Below are 16,011 nucleotides of genomic sequence, written 5' to 3'. Positions count from 1 at the left end.
TGTTGCTTAAGCTTTTTCTCGTTGGGTTTCAGAGGTAATCGCTGCAATCTTCACGGCTTGTTGGCTTTGTAGATGCCTGTTGATCAAGAGCGCGTTGAGCATCCCGGTCGAGTGGTCCTGATTGTTTCTTCAGCGGTCGATGATGTTGTGCTGTGGTCCGTAGGGCAGCCGGGTGATGTTTTCCGCGCCTTGGGAGTGGACGATCAGAATGTCGTGCTCACGATAACCACCGGCACCTGGACTGCCTTCGGGTAGCCTGATCATCGGCTCCATGGACACCACCATGCCGGGCTCCAGCACAGTGTCTACGTCCTCGCGAAACTCCAGCCCGGTCTCGCGCCCGTAGTAGTGATTGAGGATGCCGAACGAGTGGCCGTAGCCGAAGGTCCGGTATTGCAGCAAGTCGTGTTCCAGGTAGATTTCGTTCAACTGTCGGGCAATGTCGCTGCAGCGGGCTCCGGGCTTGATCAGTTGCAATCCGGCCTCATGCACCTTGAGGTTGATTTCCCACAGCCGCAGATAAGCGTCGGGACAATGCCCAAGGAACAGTGTGCGCTCCAGCGCGGTGTAGTAACCGGCGATCATCGGGAAACAGTTGAGGCTGAGTATCTCTCCCGGGCTGATGCGCCGCGAGGTCAGCGGATTGTGTGCGCCGTCGGTATTGATCCCTGATTGAAACCAGGTCCAGGTGTCCATCAATTCGGCTGCGGGAAAGGTCCGGGCGATTTCCCGCACCATGGCCTGTGTGGCGTGCAGGGCCACATCGTATTCCGATACCTGATCCTGCAGGGCATCGATGGCGGCGGCCCCGCCGATGTCGGCGATGCGTGCACCCTGGCGGATCAGTGCCTGTTCTTCGACTGACTTGAGCATGCGCATGCTCATGCACGGGGCAGCGATATCCAGGAGTTGCGCCCGAGGATAGAGCTCGGCGAAGGCCTGGTGGCTGGGCAGGGTCAGTTGATCGAACTCCAGGCCCAGCCGTGCTGCCTGCGGCAAGGCCTGTTTGACCGCGACGAAGAAGTTGCCCCGGTGCCAGTCGGTGTACACCACCTGATCATCGCAGACCGCCCGACGCCCGGGCTGCCCGCCGTCGATATTGGCGCTGATCAGCACGCTACGTTCCCGGGTCACCACCAGGGCGTACTGACGGCCGAAAGAGCAATACAGGAAGTCGGCGTAGTAGTTGATGTTGTGGTAGGAGGTGAACAGCGCCGCGTCGATATCCTGCTGGGCCATGTAGGCTCGCAGCGTGCTCAGGCGCTGGGCGTATTCTTCAAGGGAGAAGGTTGAAGGGACTTTTTCACCGTTGTGGATCTGAAGGGTCTTGGGCATCTGCATGGCACGGGTCCTTGTCTGCAATGAGCGATGCGCGGCGCCACACTCGGGTGGGCCATGAAGCGGCATTGCAGCAGACTGGGGAGGTGTGGGCATGCGTGATACCGACCTTGATGTGGTTGTCAGCGCGGCGGTTCAAAGGGGCAGGAGAGGTTGAAACATGGGCTTCTTTCATGAAGTGCACCGCTAAACCGGGTAGCACAACCTAGTAGTTCTTATAGGTTTTGCCTGGTCGGCTCCTATCGAGCGTGGCATTCTAGGCCCTGCTGTTAAGGATCAGACAGTAAGGAGACTGAACGGATGCAAAGCAGGCTCGCGGAAGTTAACTCTCGTCTTTTGCTCGGAAACACATTGCATGAGCGGATGGCGGGGACCATGGAAGTGGCCTCGGGGTTGGGGTTCGATGCCCTGGTTTACGACTACAGTCCGGTGCCTTTTGATCAGCAGGGCGAACTGATCATTCCCAGTGCAATGGTCTGCAATACCCCAAAGGACTGGCTGGAGCTCTGGTGCGACGAGGGGTATTACCATATCGACCCGGTCCAGCAGGTGGCGCTGGACAGCATTTCTCCCTTTATCTGGTCCTACAGACCCGAAGCGGAAACCGTCTTGCGCCAGGCTATGGGGCAGCAGCACGCGCCGGTATCGAGTTACCTGCAGCATCATCAAATGTCCCATGGCATGACTGTTCCCATTCACTTGCCTGGTGGTGGTTTCGCCAGCCTGACCGGTTTGCGCTCGGGCAGTACCCAGGTGGCCTTGCATGATCTGCAACAGGTCTTGAGGGATTTCACGCTTCTTTCTCATGCTCTGCAGGAACACCTCTACCCACCGCTCAGTAAAAGCATTCGCAGCTATCCGGTTCAACTGACCAAGCGCGAGCGCGAGTGCCTGAAATGGGCGGCCGAGGGCATGACCTCTGGTGAAATTGCTGAACGCCTGCAGCGTTCCGTGGCCACCATCAACCTGCATCTGACCTCGGCGATGCACAAGTTGGGCGCCAAGAATCGGGTTCAGGCTGTGGTTCGAGCCGTTCACTATCGCTTGCTGGAAAACTAAAGCGAGCACAACCGGCCCGGTCTTATCGCTGATACGGGGGGCGAGGCCGAAAATGACACAGGGTGATCGTCATCAGGGAGTGATGCGCAATGAAAGCAAGTAAACCACCACAGGAAGGTTATGCCTCCTTTGGCTCCTGGCAGACCTGGTATCGGGTGACGGGGGATCTGCAGAATGGTCTGACGCCCCTGGTGATATTGCACGGCGGCCCGGGCTGCACTTATGACACTGTTGATGCCTTCAGGGATGTGGCGGCCAGTGGCCGGGCGATCGTTCAGTTCGATCATCTCGGCAGTGGATTTTCCACTCGCCTGGAGGACAAGCCTTCTTCATTCTGGAGCGTCGAGCTGTATCTGGAAGAGCTGAACAATCTTCTGGATCACCTGCGCATCAGTGAGGACTACGCCTTGCTCGGACATTCCTGGGGTGGGGCGCTGGCCAGCGAGCATGCCGTCTTGACCCCTGCGGGCCTGCGGGCCCTGATCATCGCCAATGCCCCGGCCGACATGCTGACCTGGCAGGCTGAAACCCTGGGTTTGCGTGAGGCCTTGCCAGAGGGGGTCTTGCAGACGCTGATCGGCCACGAGCAGGCTGGAACCCTCCATAGCGCCGAATATGTGCAGGCGTCGCAAGTGTATTTTGAACGGCACGTGTGCCGGCTTCGGCCTTGGCCGGAAGAGGTGGTACGCATTTTTTCCAGGGGATGTTGCGCTACCACGATGGAAAGTGTGCCGCAGCGGGCTAGGAATTTCCCTCTCCTGAGCAACCTGCAGGACTGGAGCGTTGTCGAGCGCCTGCCGCGAATCAAGGTGCCGAGCCTGCTGATCTCAGGGCGTTACGACGAAGCAACCCCCGTAGTGGTCAAACCCTATCTGGACAACGTTCCAAACATTCGCTGGGCACTGTTCGAGAACTCCAGCCACATGCCCCATATCGAGGAGCGGGTTGCCTGTATGGGAACGGTGGTGAGCTTTCTGGATGAGTGTCTGTAGCACACGCTTCGCCCGCCCGTGCACCCCACTACCTTGCGTAGCGGGGCGTACTTTCAGGCGCTTAGTGCAACTTCAAGCGTGGGTCGGTGCCTCGTCCAATCCGGCTGCCGAGCATCAGCATCGCCGTGCGGAACACTCCGTACAGGGCCATTTGGTGCATGCGATACAGCGAGATGTAGAACATCCTTGCCAGCCAGCCTTCGAGCATCACGCTGCCGGTGAGATTGCCCATCAGGTTGCCCACCGCCGAGAAGCGCGAGAGCGAGATCAGCGAACCGTAGTCGGTGTACTTGTAGGTCGGTAGGTCTTTGCCTTCGATACGCAGTTTCAGCGATTTTGCCAGCAGTGAGGCTTGTTGGTGCGCAGCCTGGGCCCGTGGCGGTACGTTGCGGTCGCTGCCCGGTTGAGGGCAGGCGGCGCAGTCGCCGAAGGCAAAGATGTTCTCGTCACGGGTGGTCTGCAGGGTTGGCAGCACCTGGAGCTGGTTGATGCGGTTGGTTTCCAGGCCGTCGATGTCCTTGAGGAAACCCGGCGCGCGGATGCCGGCAGCCCACACCTTGAGGCTGGCGGGAATGGTCTGGCCATCAGCGGTGATCAGACTGTCGGCGGTCACCTCACTGACTGAAGCGTTGGTCAGCACTTTGACCCCGAGTTTCTCCAGGGTCTTGTGCACCGGCCCGCTGATGCGCTCGGGCAGGGCCGGCAGCACCCGTGGCCCGGCTTCGATCAGGGTGATGTGCATGTTTTCCGGGAGGATCCGATCCAGGCCGTAGGCGGCCAGTTCATGGGCGGCGTTGTGCAGTTCCGCTGCCAGTTCCACACCGGTGGCACCGGCGCCGACGATGGCCACGCTGATCTGTTCCACGGCATCTGTCTGCCCGGCGTGGGCCCGCAGGTAGTGATTGAGCAGTTGCTGGTGGAAGCGTTCGGCCTGTTTGCGGGTGTCGAGGAACAGGCAATGCTGGGCGGCGCCCTGGGTGCCGAAGTCGTTGGTGGTACTGCCCACGGCGATCACCAGGGTGTCGTAGCCCAGTTCACGGGCCGGCAACAGTTCTGTGCCTTCCTCGTCATAGGTGGCAGCCAACTGGATCTTTTTCTGTTGACGATCGAGCCCGCTCATACGGCCCAGCTGGAACTCGAAGTGGTTCCATTTTGCTTGGGCAACGTAGTTGAGTTCGTCTTCGGAGGAGTTCAGTGAGCCGGCGGCCACTTCGTGCAGCAGGGGTTTCCAGATATGGGTCAGGTTGGCGTCCACCAGCATCACACTGGCGGTGCCGCGCTTGCCCAGGGTTTTACCCAGGCGGGTCGCCAACTCCAGGCCGCCGGCGCCGCCGCCAACGATGACAATACGATGAGTCATGGGGATATCTCGCAAGGCTAAAAGAAATCGGTGCAGTCAACCGAGCGAGCGCGATGCAGCTCATAGCGTCAGGTAACTGATAAAACGGCTCAACAGGCCCAGGGCGACCGTCACCACGACCACCACCACAAGGAGCATCCACGGCCGAAAGGGCCGGCGCTCGACTCGGTGCTGGGGCAGTTGCAGGTATTCTTCGACATGGCGTTGGTCGTCGGGGTTCAGGCGGCTGCTCATAAAGGGCCTCGTCAGGTAGACGTCGCAACACAGGGGAATGTTACAGCGCGATGCAATCGAGCATTTACCGAGCATAGCCGCTGCGCGTGGGGGCTCGATGACGAAGTCCCGGCGTTGGCAGGCAAGAGCGCTTTTTTACCATTGCCCGGGATATTGCGCCATGCCCAGGCGAGGCGGATTGACGGACTTTACAAACTGATGCCGACGTCGAAAACGATACTGCGGCCCAGGTTGCTACGCAGGAACTCCGGCGCATCCGGATGGGCGAACAGCACCCGGGCGAAGGTCGGTCCCACCAGGGACAGCGAGCGCCAGCCCTGGCGCAGGTACTCGGTGGGGGGCGGGAAGTGGCTGTTCAGATCCAGCACTTCACGTTTCAGGGCGGCGAAGGCGATGATGTCCAGCTCCCCGAGGTTCATCCCACGCTCCTTGTAGTTGTGGGCCTTCTTGCGCAGGGTCGGCCCGAGGCGCAGCAACAGTTCGTTAGCCGGGATGCGCTTGGGCTTGGCTTCGCGTCGTACCAGTTGGCTCAGGGAAAATGCGCTGCGCCGGCGTTGCAGTTCGTCGCGCCATTCATCATTGAGTCGGCGGCCTTCATCAAGGACGAAGAACACCTCGAAACTGGCCTCGCGAAACAGCACATCCGGCGGTTCCTGCCCGGCGGCGCTGAATTCGTCGTTGCGATAGGGAATATTCAGGCCTTGCAGCAGGCGCTGGCAGACCCAACGCTCACGCTCCCATTTGCGGGCATTGGACAGAAACGCGTTGGCTTGTTCGGCCTGAATGGTGAGCAGGCGCAAAAAATCTGAGTCATCCATATCCCCAAGCTTAGCGCTCAAATATGACCTTAAAAACCACGTTTCTCGAAAAACCTCTGCACCCGGTGCCTGGCGGTGCTTGCTCGAGCCTGCCCAGGGGCGGTGTAGACTGTTTCCCGTCCTACCCCTCGATAAGGAGTGTGCAGTGAAACGCTGGTCAATTCTGTTGCTGGGCCTGTTGCCCCTGTGGACCCAGGCCCTTGAAATCGGTGAGCGTCTGGCACCCTGGACCTTGCTGGATCAGTTCGATCAAGCCTACAGCCTCGATTCACAGGCGCAGATCCTGCTGGTGGCGCGCGGTATGGACGCGGCCAAGGTGGTGAACGGGGCGCTCAAGGACAAGCCCAAGGATTATCTGCAGGCGCGTCACGGGGTGTTTGTCGCGGATATCCAGCGCATGCCGGCGCTGATCGCCAAGATGTTCGCAGTTCCGGCCATGCGTGATTATCCCTACCGGGTGATGCTCGACCGCGAAGGGCGTGTGGCCTCTCGTTACCCTGCCGCCGAGGACAAGGTCTTGTGGCTGCAGTTGCAGGACGGCCAATTGGTGTCTCGGCAGGAATTCACCACCGTCGAGCAACTGAAGACTGCGCTGGAGAAAGCCCGGCCATGATCAGCGCGGCGCTGCTGTCACCGGCAAGCCTGAGCATCGGCTGGCTGCTGTATGTGCCGGTTCTGATCTGGGCGGTGTGGCGGGCGCCCTGGGTCGAGCTGTTCACCGACAGTCGCCGTCAGCATCTACTGTTCGGAACGGTGTTTGCGTTGTTTCTGCTGTGGTTGGTGCGCCGGGATTTCGATACTGGAGTGTCTTATCACTTCATCGGCATGACGGCGGTGACCTTACTGCTGGATTGGCCACTGGCGATTGTCGGTGGCCTGATTGCGCAGCTGGGCTTGCTGGCACTGGGGCGGCAGGAGCTGGCGGCACTGGGGGTCAATGGCGTCTTGCTGATCCTGTTGCCGGTGGCGGTAACCGAGGCCTGTGCCGGTCTGGTGGAGCGGGCTCAACCGCGCAATCCCTTCGTCTATATCTTCTGCTCCGGATTCTTCGCCGCGGCCCTGTCGGCGCTGTTGTGCCTGCTTTGTGGCCTGGGGCTCTTGTGGCTTGATGGGCGTTTCGCCATGCCCGAATGGCTGGAGGATTTTGTCGGCTACCTGTGGCTGATCATCTTTCCCGAGGCATTCATCAACGGCATGGTGATCAGCGCCCTGGTGGTGTTCTGCCCGGAATGGCTGGAAACCTTCAATCGCACCCGCTACCTCAGTGCGCCCTGGAAGGATGAGGACCCGCGCCCTTGATCCATATCAACTCCGAGCCTGGGGCCGCGCTGCATGCTCGGCAAAAATCTCAGGAGTGCGGTCATGAGCGTCTATCAGTGGGCCCGGCAAGAAGTGCGCGACAGTCTGCACAGTGCCCAGCAGGAAGGGTTTGAACCGGGTTTGAGCCTGCGGGCGCTGCTCAGCGCGGTGGTGCAGCAGAGCAAGGGCGTACGTAGCATCGAGGATCTGGCTGACGAGCTGCAGTTCCTCGCGGAGAACCTCGACGACGATCAGGACTACAGCTTCATGCGGCCCTGATCGGCGTCGGTTCGAGCACTCAGTGAGCGCGGGGCGGCAGTTCTTCCGAGAACAGTTCGTCCTCGGCATCCGGGCTCACTGGAATCTTGTGTTCCTCGGCGGCCCAGGCCCCCAGGTCGATCAATTTGCAACGGTCGGAACAGAACGGCCGGTTGGTGTTGGTCGCGGTCCATTCCACGGGGGCGCCACAGGTTGGGCATTCGACGGTCAGGGGTTGGCTCATGACTGGCCTCCACGCAAAGTTAGGTAAAAGTGATGCAGGCGTTCGACCTCGCTGCGCAACCAGGCGTGATCGCGGTCGTTGACCAGCACATCGTCGGCGTGACGCAGGCGCTCCTCGCGGCTGGCCTGGGCCTGGAGAATCGCCTGGACCTGCTGTTCGCTGATCTGGTCGCGCTGCAAGGTGCGTTCGATCTGCAATTGTTGCGGCACATCGATCACCAGAATCCGTTGGGTCATCCGGAACTGGCCTGACTCGATCAGCAGTGGCGACACCAGGATCGCGTAAGGCGATTCTGCACGGGCCAGATGGCTGACGATCTCCTCGGCAATCAGCGGGTGCAATAGCGCCTCCAGCCAGCGACGCTGTTCGGGGACTTCGAAGATCAGCTTGCGCAGTGCCGCGCGATCCAGTTGGCCGTCGGCCTGCAGCACGCCGTCACCAAAGTGCTGGGCAATCTGTTCCAAGGCCGGGCGGCCCGGTTCCACCACCCAGCGAGCGGCGTGATCGGCATCGATCACATGCACTCCCAGGTCGATGAAGTGCTGGGCGGCAGCGCTTTTGCCGCTGCCGATGCCGCCGGTGAGGCCGAGGGTCCAGGGTGTGTTTACGGAGCGAGTCATTGGAAACCGACAAACTGCAAATAGAAGTCGGTCATTTGACCACCCCAGAGCAAGGCAATCCAGCCGGCAATGGCCAGAAAGGGGCCGAAGGGGATGGGCGTCGAGGTCTTGGCCCGGTTCAGGCGCAGCATGACAGTGCCGAGAATCGCTCCCACCAGCGAGGACAGGAGCAAGGTCAGCGGCAGGATCTGCCAGCCGCCCCAGGCGCCAAGCATCGCTAGCAGCTTGAAGTCGCCGTGGCCCATGCCGTCCTTGCCGGTCAGCAATTTGAACAGCCAGAACACTGACCACAGGCACAGATAGCCGAGTACCGCGCCCCACAGGGCATCCTCCAGGCTCGCCAGTACCTCGAAGCTATTGGCAATCAGTCCCAGCCACAGCAGTGGCAACACCAGCACGTCTGGCAGCAGTTGGTGATCGGCATCGATCAGGCTCATGGCCAGTAACCCCCAACTGAGGATCAGCAGCAGGCCCGCGGGCCAGCCAAAACCGAAGTGCCAGGCGACGTACGCCGAGATCAGCCCGCAAGCCAGTTCGGTTAGTGGGTAGCGCGGGCTGATGGCGGTCCTGCAGTGGGCGCAACGGCCCCGCAGCCACAGATAGCTGAGCAGGGGAATGTTTTGCCAGGGGCGGATCGGTTGTGCGCAATGGGGGCATTGGGAGTGGGGCAGCAGCAGGTTGTAGGGCGCCGCTACAGGCTCCGGGGGCAGTCCCAGCACTTCGTGGGCTTGAGCCCGCCAATCGCGTTCAAGCATTTTCGGCAGGCGCCACACCAGCACGTTCAGAAAGCTGCCTACGAGCAGCCCCAGTACCAGGGCCGCAGTCACGAAGGCCAGGGGGTAAAGGGTCATGGCTTCAGTCAAGGACATGTTCAGATCGCTGTGCCGAGTTGAAAGATGGGCAGGTACATGGCAACCACCAGGGCGCCGACGATACTGCCCAGGATGACCATGATCAACGGCTCCATGAGGCTGGTCAGGCTGTCGACCAGGTGGTCCACCTCGACCTCATAATGCGCTGCGACTTTTTCCAGCAGATGATCCAGCATTCCGGACTCTTCACCGATGGCGGTCATCTGGATCGCCATAGTAGGGAAGACGCCGCTGGCACGCATGGCAAAGTTCAGTTGCATGCCACTGGCCACCTGTTGGCGGATGCGTTCCACCGCTTGCCTGAAGACCTTGTTGCCGCTGGCTCCGGCCACTGAATCCAGGGCCTGGACCAGAGGCACGCCAGCCGCGAAGGTGGTGGCCAGCGTACGGGCGTAGCGGGCCACTGCGGCCTTGTACAGCAGCGGGCCGGCCAAGGGCAGGCGTAGCAGTCCCTGATCCACACTGTCCCGCAGGCGCTCCGAGCGCCGATAAGCCTGCCTGATCCCTACCCCCATCAGCAGGCCGGCGCTGAGCAACCATCCGCCGTGGTTCTGGATGACATGGGAAAGGGTGATGACCCATTGGGTCAGTAGCGGCAATTGGGCGTTGAACCCGGCGAACAGGCTCTGGAACTGGGGAACCACCTTGGTCAGCAGGATGCTGCTGACCAGGACGGCCACGCCGATCACCGCCACGGGATAGACCATGGCCTTTTTTACCCGGGCCTTGAGGTTCTCGCTTTTTTCCCTATGGGTGGCGACCCGTTCCAGCAGGGTATCCAGGGCGCCGGACTGTTCGCCGGCCTCCACCAGATTGCAGTACAGCTCGTCAAAGTGGCGCGGATGTCGGCGCAGCGCCGTGGCCAGGCTGGAGCCAGCCTCGATGTCGCGTTTGAGGCTGGCCAGCAGTTGGCGCATCAATGGCTGGACGAAGCTCTCGGCAATGATTTCGAAGGCTTGCAGCAGTGGCACTCCGGCCTGCATCAGGGTTGCCAGTTGCCGGGTGAACAGGGCGATCTCCCGTGCCTTGATTCGTTGGCCCGATCGGAGCCAGGCCCTGGGCTTGCGGCGTACCCGGGTTGGAGTGATGCCTTGCCTGCGCAGCTGAGCTCGGATCAGCGCCGGGTTTGCAGCGCTCAGCTCGCCGGCCAACTTGTGGCCCTGGCCGTCGGTGCCTTGCCAGAGATAGACGCTGGCCACAGGTGCTTTTACCGCCATGGTTCAATCCTTGATGCAGGGGTGAGCTTCTTGAAGCCTAGCCGCCGGGCACCTGACGCATAGGGGCGCTAGATGACGAAATTTGTCAGTTTGTGCAACTCCTCGTACTCAAGGCCATGGGCTATCAGCGCTGCAGGCCTTGAATTCCGTGGGGCTAACCTTGGCACAGGGCGTGCTTCAAGCCTTGCTGATTACCCACGGAGCATTCTTGCCAGGAGGCAACTCATGAAACATCAATCCGCTTTTACCCTGATCGAATTGCTGGTGGTGGTGGCCATCATCGGCATTCTCGCCACAGTGGCGATGCCGCTGTATTCCAAGTACCAGGTGCGGGCCAAGATGATGGCCGCGTTGGCCGAGGCGTCGGCGCTGAAGGTCAATATCGAGGACCTGCTTAATCAGGGAATCGACCCGACTCTGGCCCTCGCCGGTGGCACGCCCTTGACGTTGAACTGCCGAATGAGCGCCGAGGGCACTGCCGCCACCGGTGAAGGCAGTATCGGCTGTACCCTCCTCAATGCTCCGGGGGCGGTGTTGAACAAGACTCTGGTACTGAGCCGTTCGCCAGCTTCGGGATGGACGTGCAACACCACAGTGGAGGCCGACTATGCGCCCAAGGGCTGTGCCGCGCACGACACCTGAGTCCTGGCAGGCTGTTGGGGGTGGGCTTGATGAGCTGCGTCGAAAAAAGCCGCAACTTGCATGCAGATTGTTGGGTGGTCATGCATTTTGCATGATGCTGATTCTTTGCGTTATCTATAACTTATTGTTTTTTATGGGTTTTTTATGTGGTCTGGACTTGGCACAGCACCTGCAACATCCCTCATAACCCTGTTGCCAGGACACGGCGCAGGCTTTCTAAAAGAACAGGAGTTACTCGTATGAAGAAGTTCGCTATCGCTGCTGCAACTGCTACCGCTCTGACCCTGACCATGTCCAACGCAGCATTTGCGCAGACCACTCAAAGCACCCAGTCGCCTATGGTCGTGGCTGCCGGTGAAGTGACCAAGGCCAAAGAGGCCACCTCCGATACCTGGATCACCACCAAAGTGAAAAGCGATCTGGTAACCGAGAAAGGCATTCCTGGCACCGACATCAAGGTTGAAACCAACAAGGGCGTCGTCTCGCTGTCGTCCACTGTTGCCATTACCGAGGCGCAGAAAGCCACAGCAGTGGCAATCACCAAGAAAATCAAAGGCGTTCAAGCGGTCTCTGCCGACGGCCTGAAAGCCGAGTAAGACCCCAAGCTTCTCGCCTGGACAGGGAGAGGGGGCGGTAGACGAGCCAAGCGATACGTCTGCCGCTTCTTTCAAAGGTTCATGCGGAAGATCACAAGGATGTGATCATTACAGGCCCCGGCACTTTGTGTCGGGGCCTGTTCTATTGGGCGGGGAAGTGGCGCTGCTTGAGGCCGGCGCGGGCCTTACTCGCTGTCCAGGTGCAGCGGAGTGATCACCTTGCCGTCGCTTTCGGCCTGGCCGAGGTTGGCATCGATGAAGTAGACCCGGTCATCGGCCAATTGGCCCTTGTCCACCAGGAAGTCCTTGATGCTGCTGGCCCGTTCCTGGCCCAGTTGGCGCAGCAACACGTCGCTGCCGCTCCAGAACTTGATCAGCCCCTCACGCAGTTTGGCACTGCGCTCGTCGCGGCTGAGCTGGGTCCATTCGGCCGGAGGTTGCTGTTTCAGGCGGGTGCGGTAGATGCCTTCCAGCAATGGCGCTTTCTCGCCCTCGGGAACCTGCAGTAAGGACGCCTGGGCCGGCACCTTGTCGCCGCGCCGTTGCAGGATCTTGTAGTAGTTGTACTGGTACTCGCGCTCCAGACGCTGTTCGGCGATCAGCGGACCATCGCTGCTCTGGGCGCTGGTGCCTTCGATCTCCAGGCGCAAGGTCGGACGCTCCTTGAGGGCCTTGGCCAGGGTGGTGAGGGCTGACTCGGACTCTTTGCTCAGTTCGCTGGAGCCAGGAGCGAAAGACACACTGCTCAGGTCTTCAGAGTCGCCGCCGGTGACCAGGCCGCCAATGAACTTGAAGGGGGCCTGGGCGGCTCGCAGCACCAGGTTGCGCAGGGTCTGCCAGACGATTGGCATCACGCTGAACTGTGGGTTGTTGAGGTCGCCGGAAATTGGCAACTCGATGGAAATCTTGCCGTCGGTGTCTTTCAGCAGGGCTACGGCCAGGCGAATTGGCAGGTCCACGGCGTCTGGGCTGTCGACCTTTTCACCCAGTTGCAGTTGTTCGACCACCAGTTTGTTCTCGGCCTTGAGCTGGCCCTTGGTGATCATGTAGTGCAAGTCGAGGTTGAGTCGGCCCTTGCGAATACGAAAACCGGCGAACTTTCCGGAATAGGGCGTCAGGGTGGTCAACTCCACTCGCTTGAAGCTGGTGGCGATGTCCAGTGCGGCCATTGGATCGAAGGGGTTGACGCTGCCCTTGATGGTCACTGGAGCGTAGCGGTCGACCTTGCCCTTGACGTCGACTTCCGCCGGCTTGGCCTGGCGGCTGTCGATGGTGCCGATATGCCCGTTGAGTTGCTGGACTGCCGTGGCGAAGTTTGGTGTCAGGCTCAGGTCGGCGAAGTTGGCCGAACCATCGTTGATGGCGATTTTACCAATGTGAATACCCAGTGGCTTGCTGGAACTTGGGGCGGGTTTGCCCGAGGATTTGCTGCCGCCGCCTGCGGGTTGTGGAATCAGCAGGTCGTCGATATTGGTGGTGCGGTCATCGTTGATGATGAAGCGCGCATAAGGCTGCATCAGGTTGACCTGGCTGATGGTCAGGCTGTCACCGTGCTGATAGTTCAGGCCCTCCACCACCACTTGTTTCCACTTCACGAAGTCGCGGGTCTTGAGGGTGTCCAGGGTGTGCAACTGATCCACTTCGGCCCGGCCGGTGATGCTGAAGGTCAACGGTTCGACTTTCTTCAGGTCCACTGCCAGGTCGCTGCCGAGCATGCCGCTGCGCAGTTCCAGGCGAATGAACGGGCTGATGTAGGACTGGGCGACCCGCAGGTCGATGTCCTTGGTCTGCACCTTGAGCTTGGCGGTGATGGGGTTGAGGTTGACTTCGCCGGTGGCGCTGACCTTGCCTTGTTTACCCAGGCCGGTATCGAGCTTTAGGGTGAAAGGCGACTGGTTGAGGCTGTCGAAGTTTTTCAGATCCAGGTTCAGCGGGCCAACGTCCAGCGCCACGGCCGGTTTGGCTTGGCGGTCGGCCAGGTGCACCTGATAGTTGCGCAGTTCCACATCCTTGAGCAGTACCTGCCAGGGCTTGCTGGGGACTGCGGGTTCCTTGGTGGTATCGGCTGTGGCTGGCTGAGGCTTGGCTGCCGGCTTGGCGGGTTGGCTGGCGAAGAGCTTTTGCCAGTCCAGTTGGCCATCGGCTTCAAGGGCGGCCCAGGTCTCCAGTTTCTGGCTGCGGATCTTGCCGACTATGACGTGCTGCTTGGCCAGGTCCACCGTCGCTTCGCTGATGTCCAGGCGCTCCAGGCGCGCCAGCGGGCGACCGTCCGGGGCTTTGATGGCGAATGGCGCAACGCTGATGGAGGTGTTGTCCAGCAGCAGTTCGGTTTCCTTGGTCAGGCTGAATTTATAGTGGGTGCTGAGGTTGACCACGCCGTCTTCCAGCACCAGCGGCACGGCGTCACGTACATAGGGCCACCAGGCTTTCATCTTGCCGTCGGTGACTTTCAAGGTGCCTTCGGAAGCCAGCGGGGTCACGCTGAAGTTGCCGCTCCAGTCGATCTGTCCGCCTTCCGGGCCGGTGGCCACCAGGGTCATGTCGGCGCTGTCATCCGGCAGGGTGCTGAGGTTCTTCAGTTCAAAGTCGAGCTTGTTGTAGAGAAATTCGATGGGCTCGCTGGGGCGCAGGTCCTTGAAGTGCAGATAGCCGCCCGCCAGCTTGATGCGTTCAATGCGAACGGGAAACGGCTTGGCGTCGGGATCGCTCGGGGTCGGTTCGCTGGCAGGCAGCTTGAACAGGGCCAGGAGGTTGAGCTTGCCTTCCTTGTCGAAGAGGATCTCGGTCTTGGGCTGGTCCAGTTCGACGTCCGCCAGATGCAGAGCGCGTTTCCACAGACTGTCCAATTGCAGATTGGCGTAGAGGCGCTGGAAGGCAATCTGTTCCTTGCCCGGTTCGCCGACGCTCAGGCCCCAGAGGGTCAGTTCCAGGCTGAAGGGGTTGAGTTCGATACGCTGGATATGGGCCGGGGTCGTGGCGTAGTTGGCCAGTTGCTGGTTGGCCACCCGCAAGGCGATGCCCGGCAAAATCAGAAAGCCCAGCAGACTGTAAAGGGCGAGAGCGGTCAACAAGGCGCAGAGAGCGCGAATCAATCCTTTGGTCATGCGAGGCTTCATCTATCTGGATCGGAAGTGCCTTGGAGTATGGCACGCGTTTACGGTTCCGAAACCATCACAGTCTTCAGGATTGTTCAGATTTTTTGCCCCTGATCAAAGTTGCAGGATCAGTGTTTTCAGCGGCGGTTGTCCGTCCTGGGAAGGGAAGTCCGCAGCAGGGGCAAGGACCTGGCAATCGCGTACTGGCCGCCCGGCTTTCTCGGCGCAGCGCAGCACTTGTTCTCGCCATTCCTGCAACGACACCTTGGCCAGGTTGTTACAGCAGATCAGCACACCCTCTTCGGCAGTGGCCAGCAGCGCCGGCTTCAGCAGGCTCTGATAATCGCGCAGCAGGTCGACGGTGCCGAAGGCACTCTTGGCCCAGGCCGGAGGGTCCAGCAAGACCAGATCGTATTGGCGTTGTTCAAGACGTGGGTAGCTGGGGAGCTTCTGTCCGCGTCGCTGACTGATGGGCAGGCCCGCCAGTTGGCGGATCGCAGGGAAGTAGTCCGACTGCACGAACTGCATGCCGGGTAGCTGCGGGTTGAGTTGGCCGTTTTCCCGACCTACCGCCAGATTGCCTTCGGCGAAGTCCAGGTTGAGGACCTCCCGGGCGCCTCCGGCCGCAGCGCAGAGGCCGACACCGCAGGTATAGGCGAAGAGATTGAGCACGCTTTTCCCGGCGCTGTGCTGCTTGACCCAGCCGCGAGCGTTGCGCAGGTCGAGAAACAGCAACGGGTCCTGCCCGGCATGACGGCCACGGACACGATAATTCAACCCCCATTCATGGCCGACCAGATCCTCCAGGGCACTGTCGTCGGCGCGGTATACCGAGTCTTCACGGTCGATACGCGAGTTGCCGCGGGAGCGATCGTTGTAGACCAGCAGGGTCGACTGGTTCAGCTGTTGATTAATGGTTTCGTGCAATTGCAGCAGGGCATCGCGTTCCAGCGTTTGGTGAAAGCTCTGTACCAGCAACTGCGGCCCATAACGGTCGACGGTCAGGCCACCGGCGCCTTCCTGGCTGCCGTGGAACAGGCGATAGCAGTCGGTGCCTTGCTGGTGCAGTTCGGCGAGCAGGTCTTGACGGTGATCGAGGGCGGCGCGCAGCGCCTGATTCAAGGAAGACATGCAGGGCGCCTTGGAGAAGAGGAATAAGGCGCCGCAGTTTACCAGCCTCCTGCCCGTTGTAGGAGCCAAGTGCTGGCGAAGGCGATCTCACGGACTCTATGGCCAAGGCCACGCCCTGACTGCCGCCGATGATCACTTTGGCATCGCCGCAGCCAATGGCCTGGGCGCTCAGGTGCAAGACCTTGAGGCCGGAGCCGCAGACTTTGCTCAGGGTCGTGGTGGGCACGGCGTGGTGC

The 16,011-nt window shown here is 60.6% G+C and carries 17 protein-coding genes and 1 pseudogene; 7 read left to right on the top strand and 11 right to left on the bottom strand.

Translation table 11 applies throughout. The features are described 5' to 3' along the window. Positions 1-129: 129 nt before the first annotated feature. Positions 130-1,341 carry a M24 family metallopeptidase gene (locus PFZ56_RS01005; RefSeq protein WP_170002368.1) on the bottom strand — a complete coding sequence of 404 codons (1,212 nt, stop codon included), beginning with the start codon at positions 1,339-1,341 and terminating at the stop codon, positions 130-132. Between the two features lie 297 nt (positions 1,342-1,638). Between PFZ56_RS01005 and PFZ56_RS01000 the strand changes: the two genes are divergently transcribed. Together PFZ56_RS01000 and PFZ56_RS00995 are read left to right on the top strand one after the other, a co-directional pair. Further along, positions 1,639-2,397, top strand: a complete 759-nt coding sequence (locus tag PFZ56_RS01000) for a LuxR family transcriptional regulator (protein WP_102882242.1) — start codon at positions 1,639-1,641, stop codon at positions 2,395-2,397. A gap of 89 nt (positions 2,398-2,486) precedes the next feature. After that, complete coding sequence (locus PFZ56_RS00995; protein WP_170002370.1) at positions 2,487-3,389, top strand: proline iminopeptidase-family hydrolase; 903 nt, start codon at positions 2,487-2,489, stop codon at positions 3,387-3,389. Between the two features lie 61 nt (positions 3,390-3,450). Here the strand turns inward: PFZ56_RS00995 and PFZ56_RS00990 are convergent, their stop codons facing one another. From PFZ56_RS00990 to PFZ56_RS00980, 3 genes are all read right to left on the bottom strand, one after another. Further along, a complete protein-coding gene (locus PFZ56_RS00990) occupies positions 3,451-4,749 on the bottom strand; it encodes an NAD(P)/FAD-dependent oxidoreductase (RefSeq protein WP_102865469.1) in 1,299 nt (432 codons plus the stop codon). 60 nt (positions 4,750-4,809) lie between these two features. Further along, the gene (locus PFZ56_RS00985) at positions 4,810-4,983 is read right to left on the bottom strand and encodes a DUF3094 family protein (RefSeq protein ID WP_043274580.1); all 174 of its coding nucleotides are present in this window, start codon (positions 4,981-4,983) and stop codon (positions 4,810-4,812) included. Between the two features lie 188 nt (positions 4,984-5,171). Next, complete coding sequence (locus tag PFZ56_RS00980) at positions 5,172-5,801, bottom strand: DUF1780 domain-containing protein (protein WP_102882240.1); 630 nt, start codon at positions 5,799-5,801, stop codon at positions 5,172-5,174. A 145-nt stretch (positions 5,802-5,946) separates the two neighbouring features. Between PFZ56_RS00980 and PFZ56_RS00975 the strand changes: the two genes are divergently transcribed. The 3 genes from PFZ56_RS00975 (at position 5,947) to PFZ56_RS00965 (ending at position 7,379) form a co-directional block, all read left to right on the top strand. Further along, complete coding sequence (locus tag PFZ56_RS00975; protein WP_170002372.1) at positions 5,947-6,414, top strand: FAD/FMN-containing dehydrogenase; 468 nt, start codon at positions 5,947-5,949, stop codon at positions 6,412-6,414. Continuing rightward, a complete protein-coding gene (locus PFZ56_RS00970; protein ID WP_170002374.1) occupies positions 6,411-7,100 on the top strand; it encodes an energy-coupling factor ABC transporter permease in 690 nt (229 codons plus the stop codon). Before PFZ56_RS00975 ends, PFZ56_RS00970 begins: the two co-directional genes overlap by 4 nt. A gap of 63 nt (positions 7,101-7,163) precedes the next feature. Continuing rightward, complete coding sequence (locus tag PFZ56_RS00965) at positions 7,164-7,379, top strand: hypothetical protein (RefSeq protein ID WP_102865473.1); 216 nt, start codon at positions 7,164-7,166, stop codon at positions 7,377-7,379. 19 nt (positions 7,380-7,398) lie between these two features. Here PFZ56_RS00965 and yacG read toward each other — a convergent pair whose 3' ends face one another. From yacG to PFZ56_RS00945, 4 genes are read right to left on the bottom strand one after another with little or no spacing between them, the layout of a single operon-like run. Then, positions 7,399-7,602: a DNA gyrase inhibitor YacG gene (gene yacG, locus PFZ56_RS00960; protein ID WP_102865474.1), complete on the bottom strand. Its 204-nt coding sequence runs from the start codon at positions 7,600-7,602 to the stop codon at positions 7,399-7,401. Then, positions 7,599-8,222: a dephospho-CoA kinase gene (gene coaE, locus PFZ56_RS00955; protein WP_123390443.1), complete on the bottom strand. Its 624-nt coding sequence runs from the start codon at positions 8,220-8,222 to the stop codon at positions 7,599-7,601. The genes yacG and coaE overlap by 4 nt, the downstream gene beginning before the upstream one ends. Then, entirely contained in the window at positions 8,219-9,091 is an 873-nt protein-coding gene (locus PFZ56_RS00950; protein ID WP_123390445.1) for an A24 family peptidase, read from the bottom strand. Before PFZ56_RS00950 ends, coaE begins: the two co-directional genes overlap by 4 nt. Before the next feature lie 2 nt (positions 9,092-9,093). Further along, entirely contained in the window at positions 9,094-10,311 is a 1,218-nt protein-coding gene (locus tag PFZ56_RS00945; protein ID WP_170002376.1) for a type II secretion system F family protein, read from the bottom strand. A gap of 225 nt (positions 10,312-10,536) precedes the next feature. On the opposite strand from PFZ56_RS00945, the gene PFZ56_RS00940 reads away from it, so the two are divergent. After that, positions 10,537-10,953 carry a pilin gene (locus tag PFZ56_RS00940; protein ID WP_102882235.1) on the top strand — a complete coding sequence of 139 codons (417 nt, stop codon included), beginning with the start codon at positions 10,537-10,539 and terminating at the stop codon, positions 10,951-10,953. Between the two features lie 239 nt (positions 10,954-11,192). Further along, on the top strand, positions 11,193-11,549 hold the full coding sequence (locus PFZ56_RS00935; protein ID WP_102865479.1) for a BON domain-containing protein: 357 nt from the start codon (positions 11,193-11,195) through the stop codon (positions 11,547-11,549). Positions 11,550-11,734: 185 nt separating this feature from the next. On the opposite strand, the gene PFZ56_RS00930 is transcribed toward PFZ56_RS00935, so the two are convergent. The 3 genes and pseudogenes from PFZ56_RS00930 to PFZ56_RS00920 all read right to left on the bottom strand — a co-directional run. Further along, a complete protein-coding gene (locus PFZ56_RS00930) occupies positions 11,735-14,653 on the bottom strand; it encodes a DUF748 domain-containing protein (RefSeq protein WP_170002378.1) in 2,919 nt (972 codons plus the stop codon). Positions 14,654-14,758: 105 nt separating this feature from the next. After that, a complete protein-coding gene (locus PFZ56_RS00925; RefSeq protein WP_170002380.1) occupies positions 14,759-15,775 on the bottom strand; it encodes a class I SAM-dependent rRNA methyltransferase in 1,017 nt (338 codons plus the stop codon). A 181-nt stretch (positions 15,776-15,956) separates the two neighbouring features. Beyond that, positions 15,957-16,001, bottom strand: a pseudogene (locus tag PFZ56_RS00920) (hypothetical protein); the annotation flags it as partial. Positions 16,002-16,011: the final 10 nt, after the last annotated feature.

Origin of the sequence: Pseudomonas danubii, from assembly GCF_042980055.1 — a bacterium.
GTDB classification, from domain to species: domain Bacteria; phylum Pseudomonadota; class Gammaproteobacteria; order Pseudomonadales; family Pseudomonadaceae; genus Aquipseudomonas; species Aquipseudomonas danubii.
This window is presented reverse-complemented; position numbering and strand designations above follow the sequence as displayed.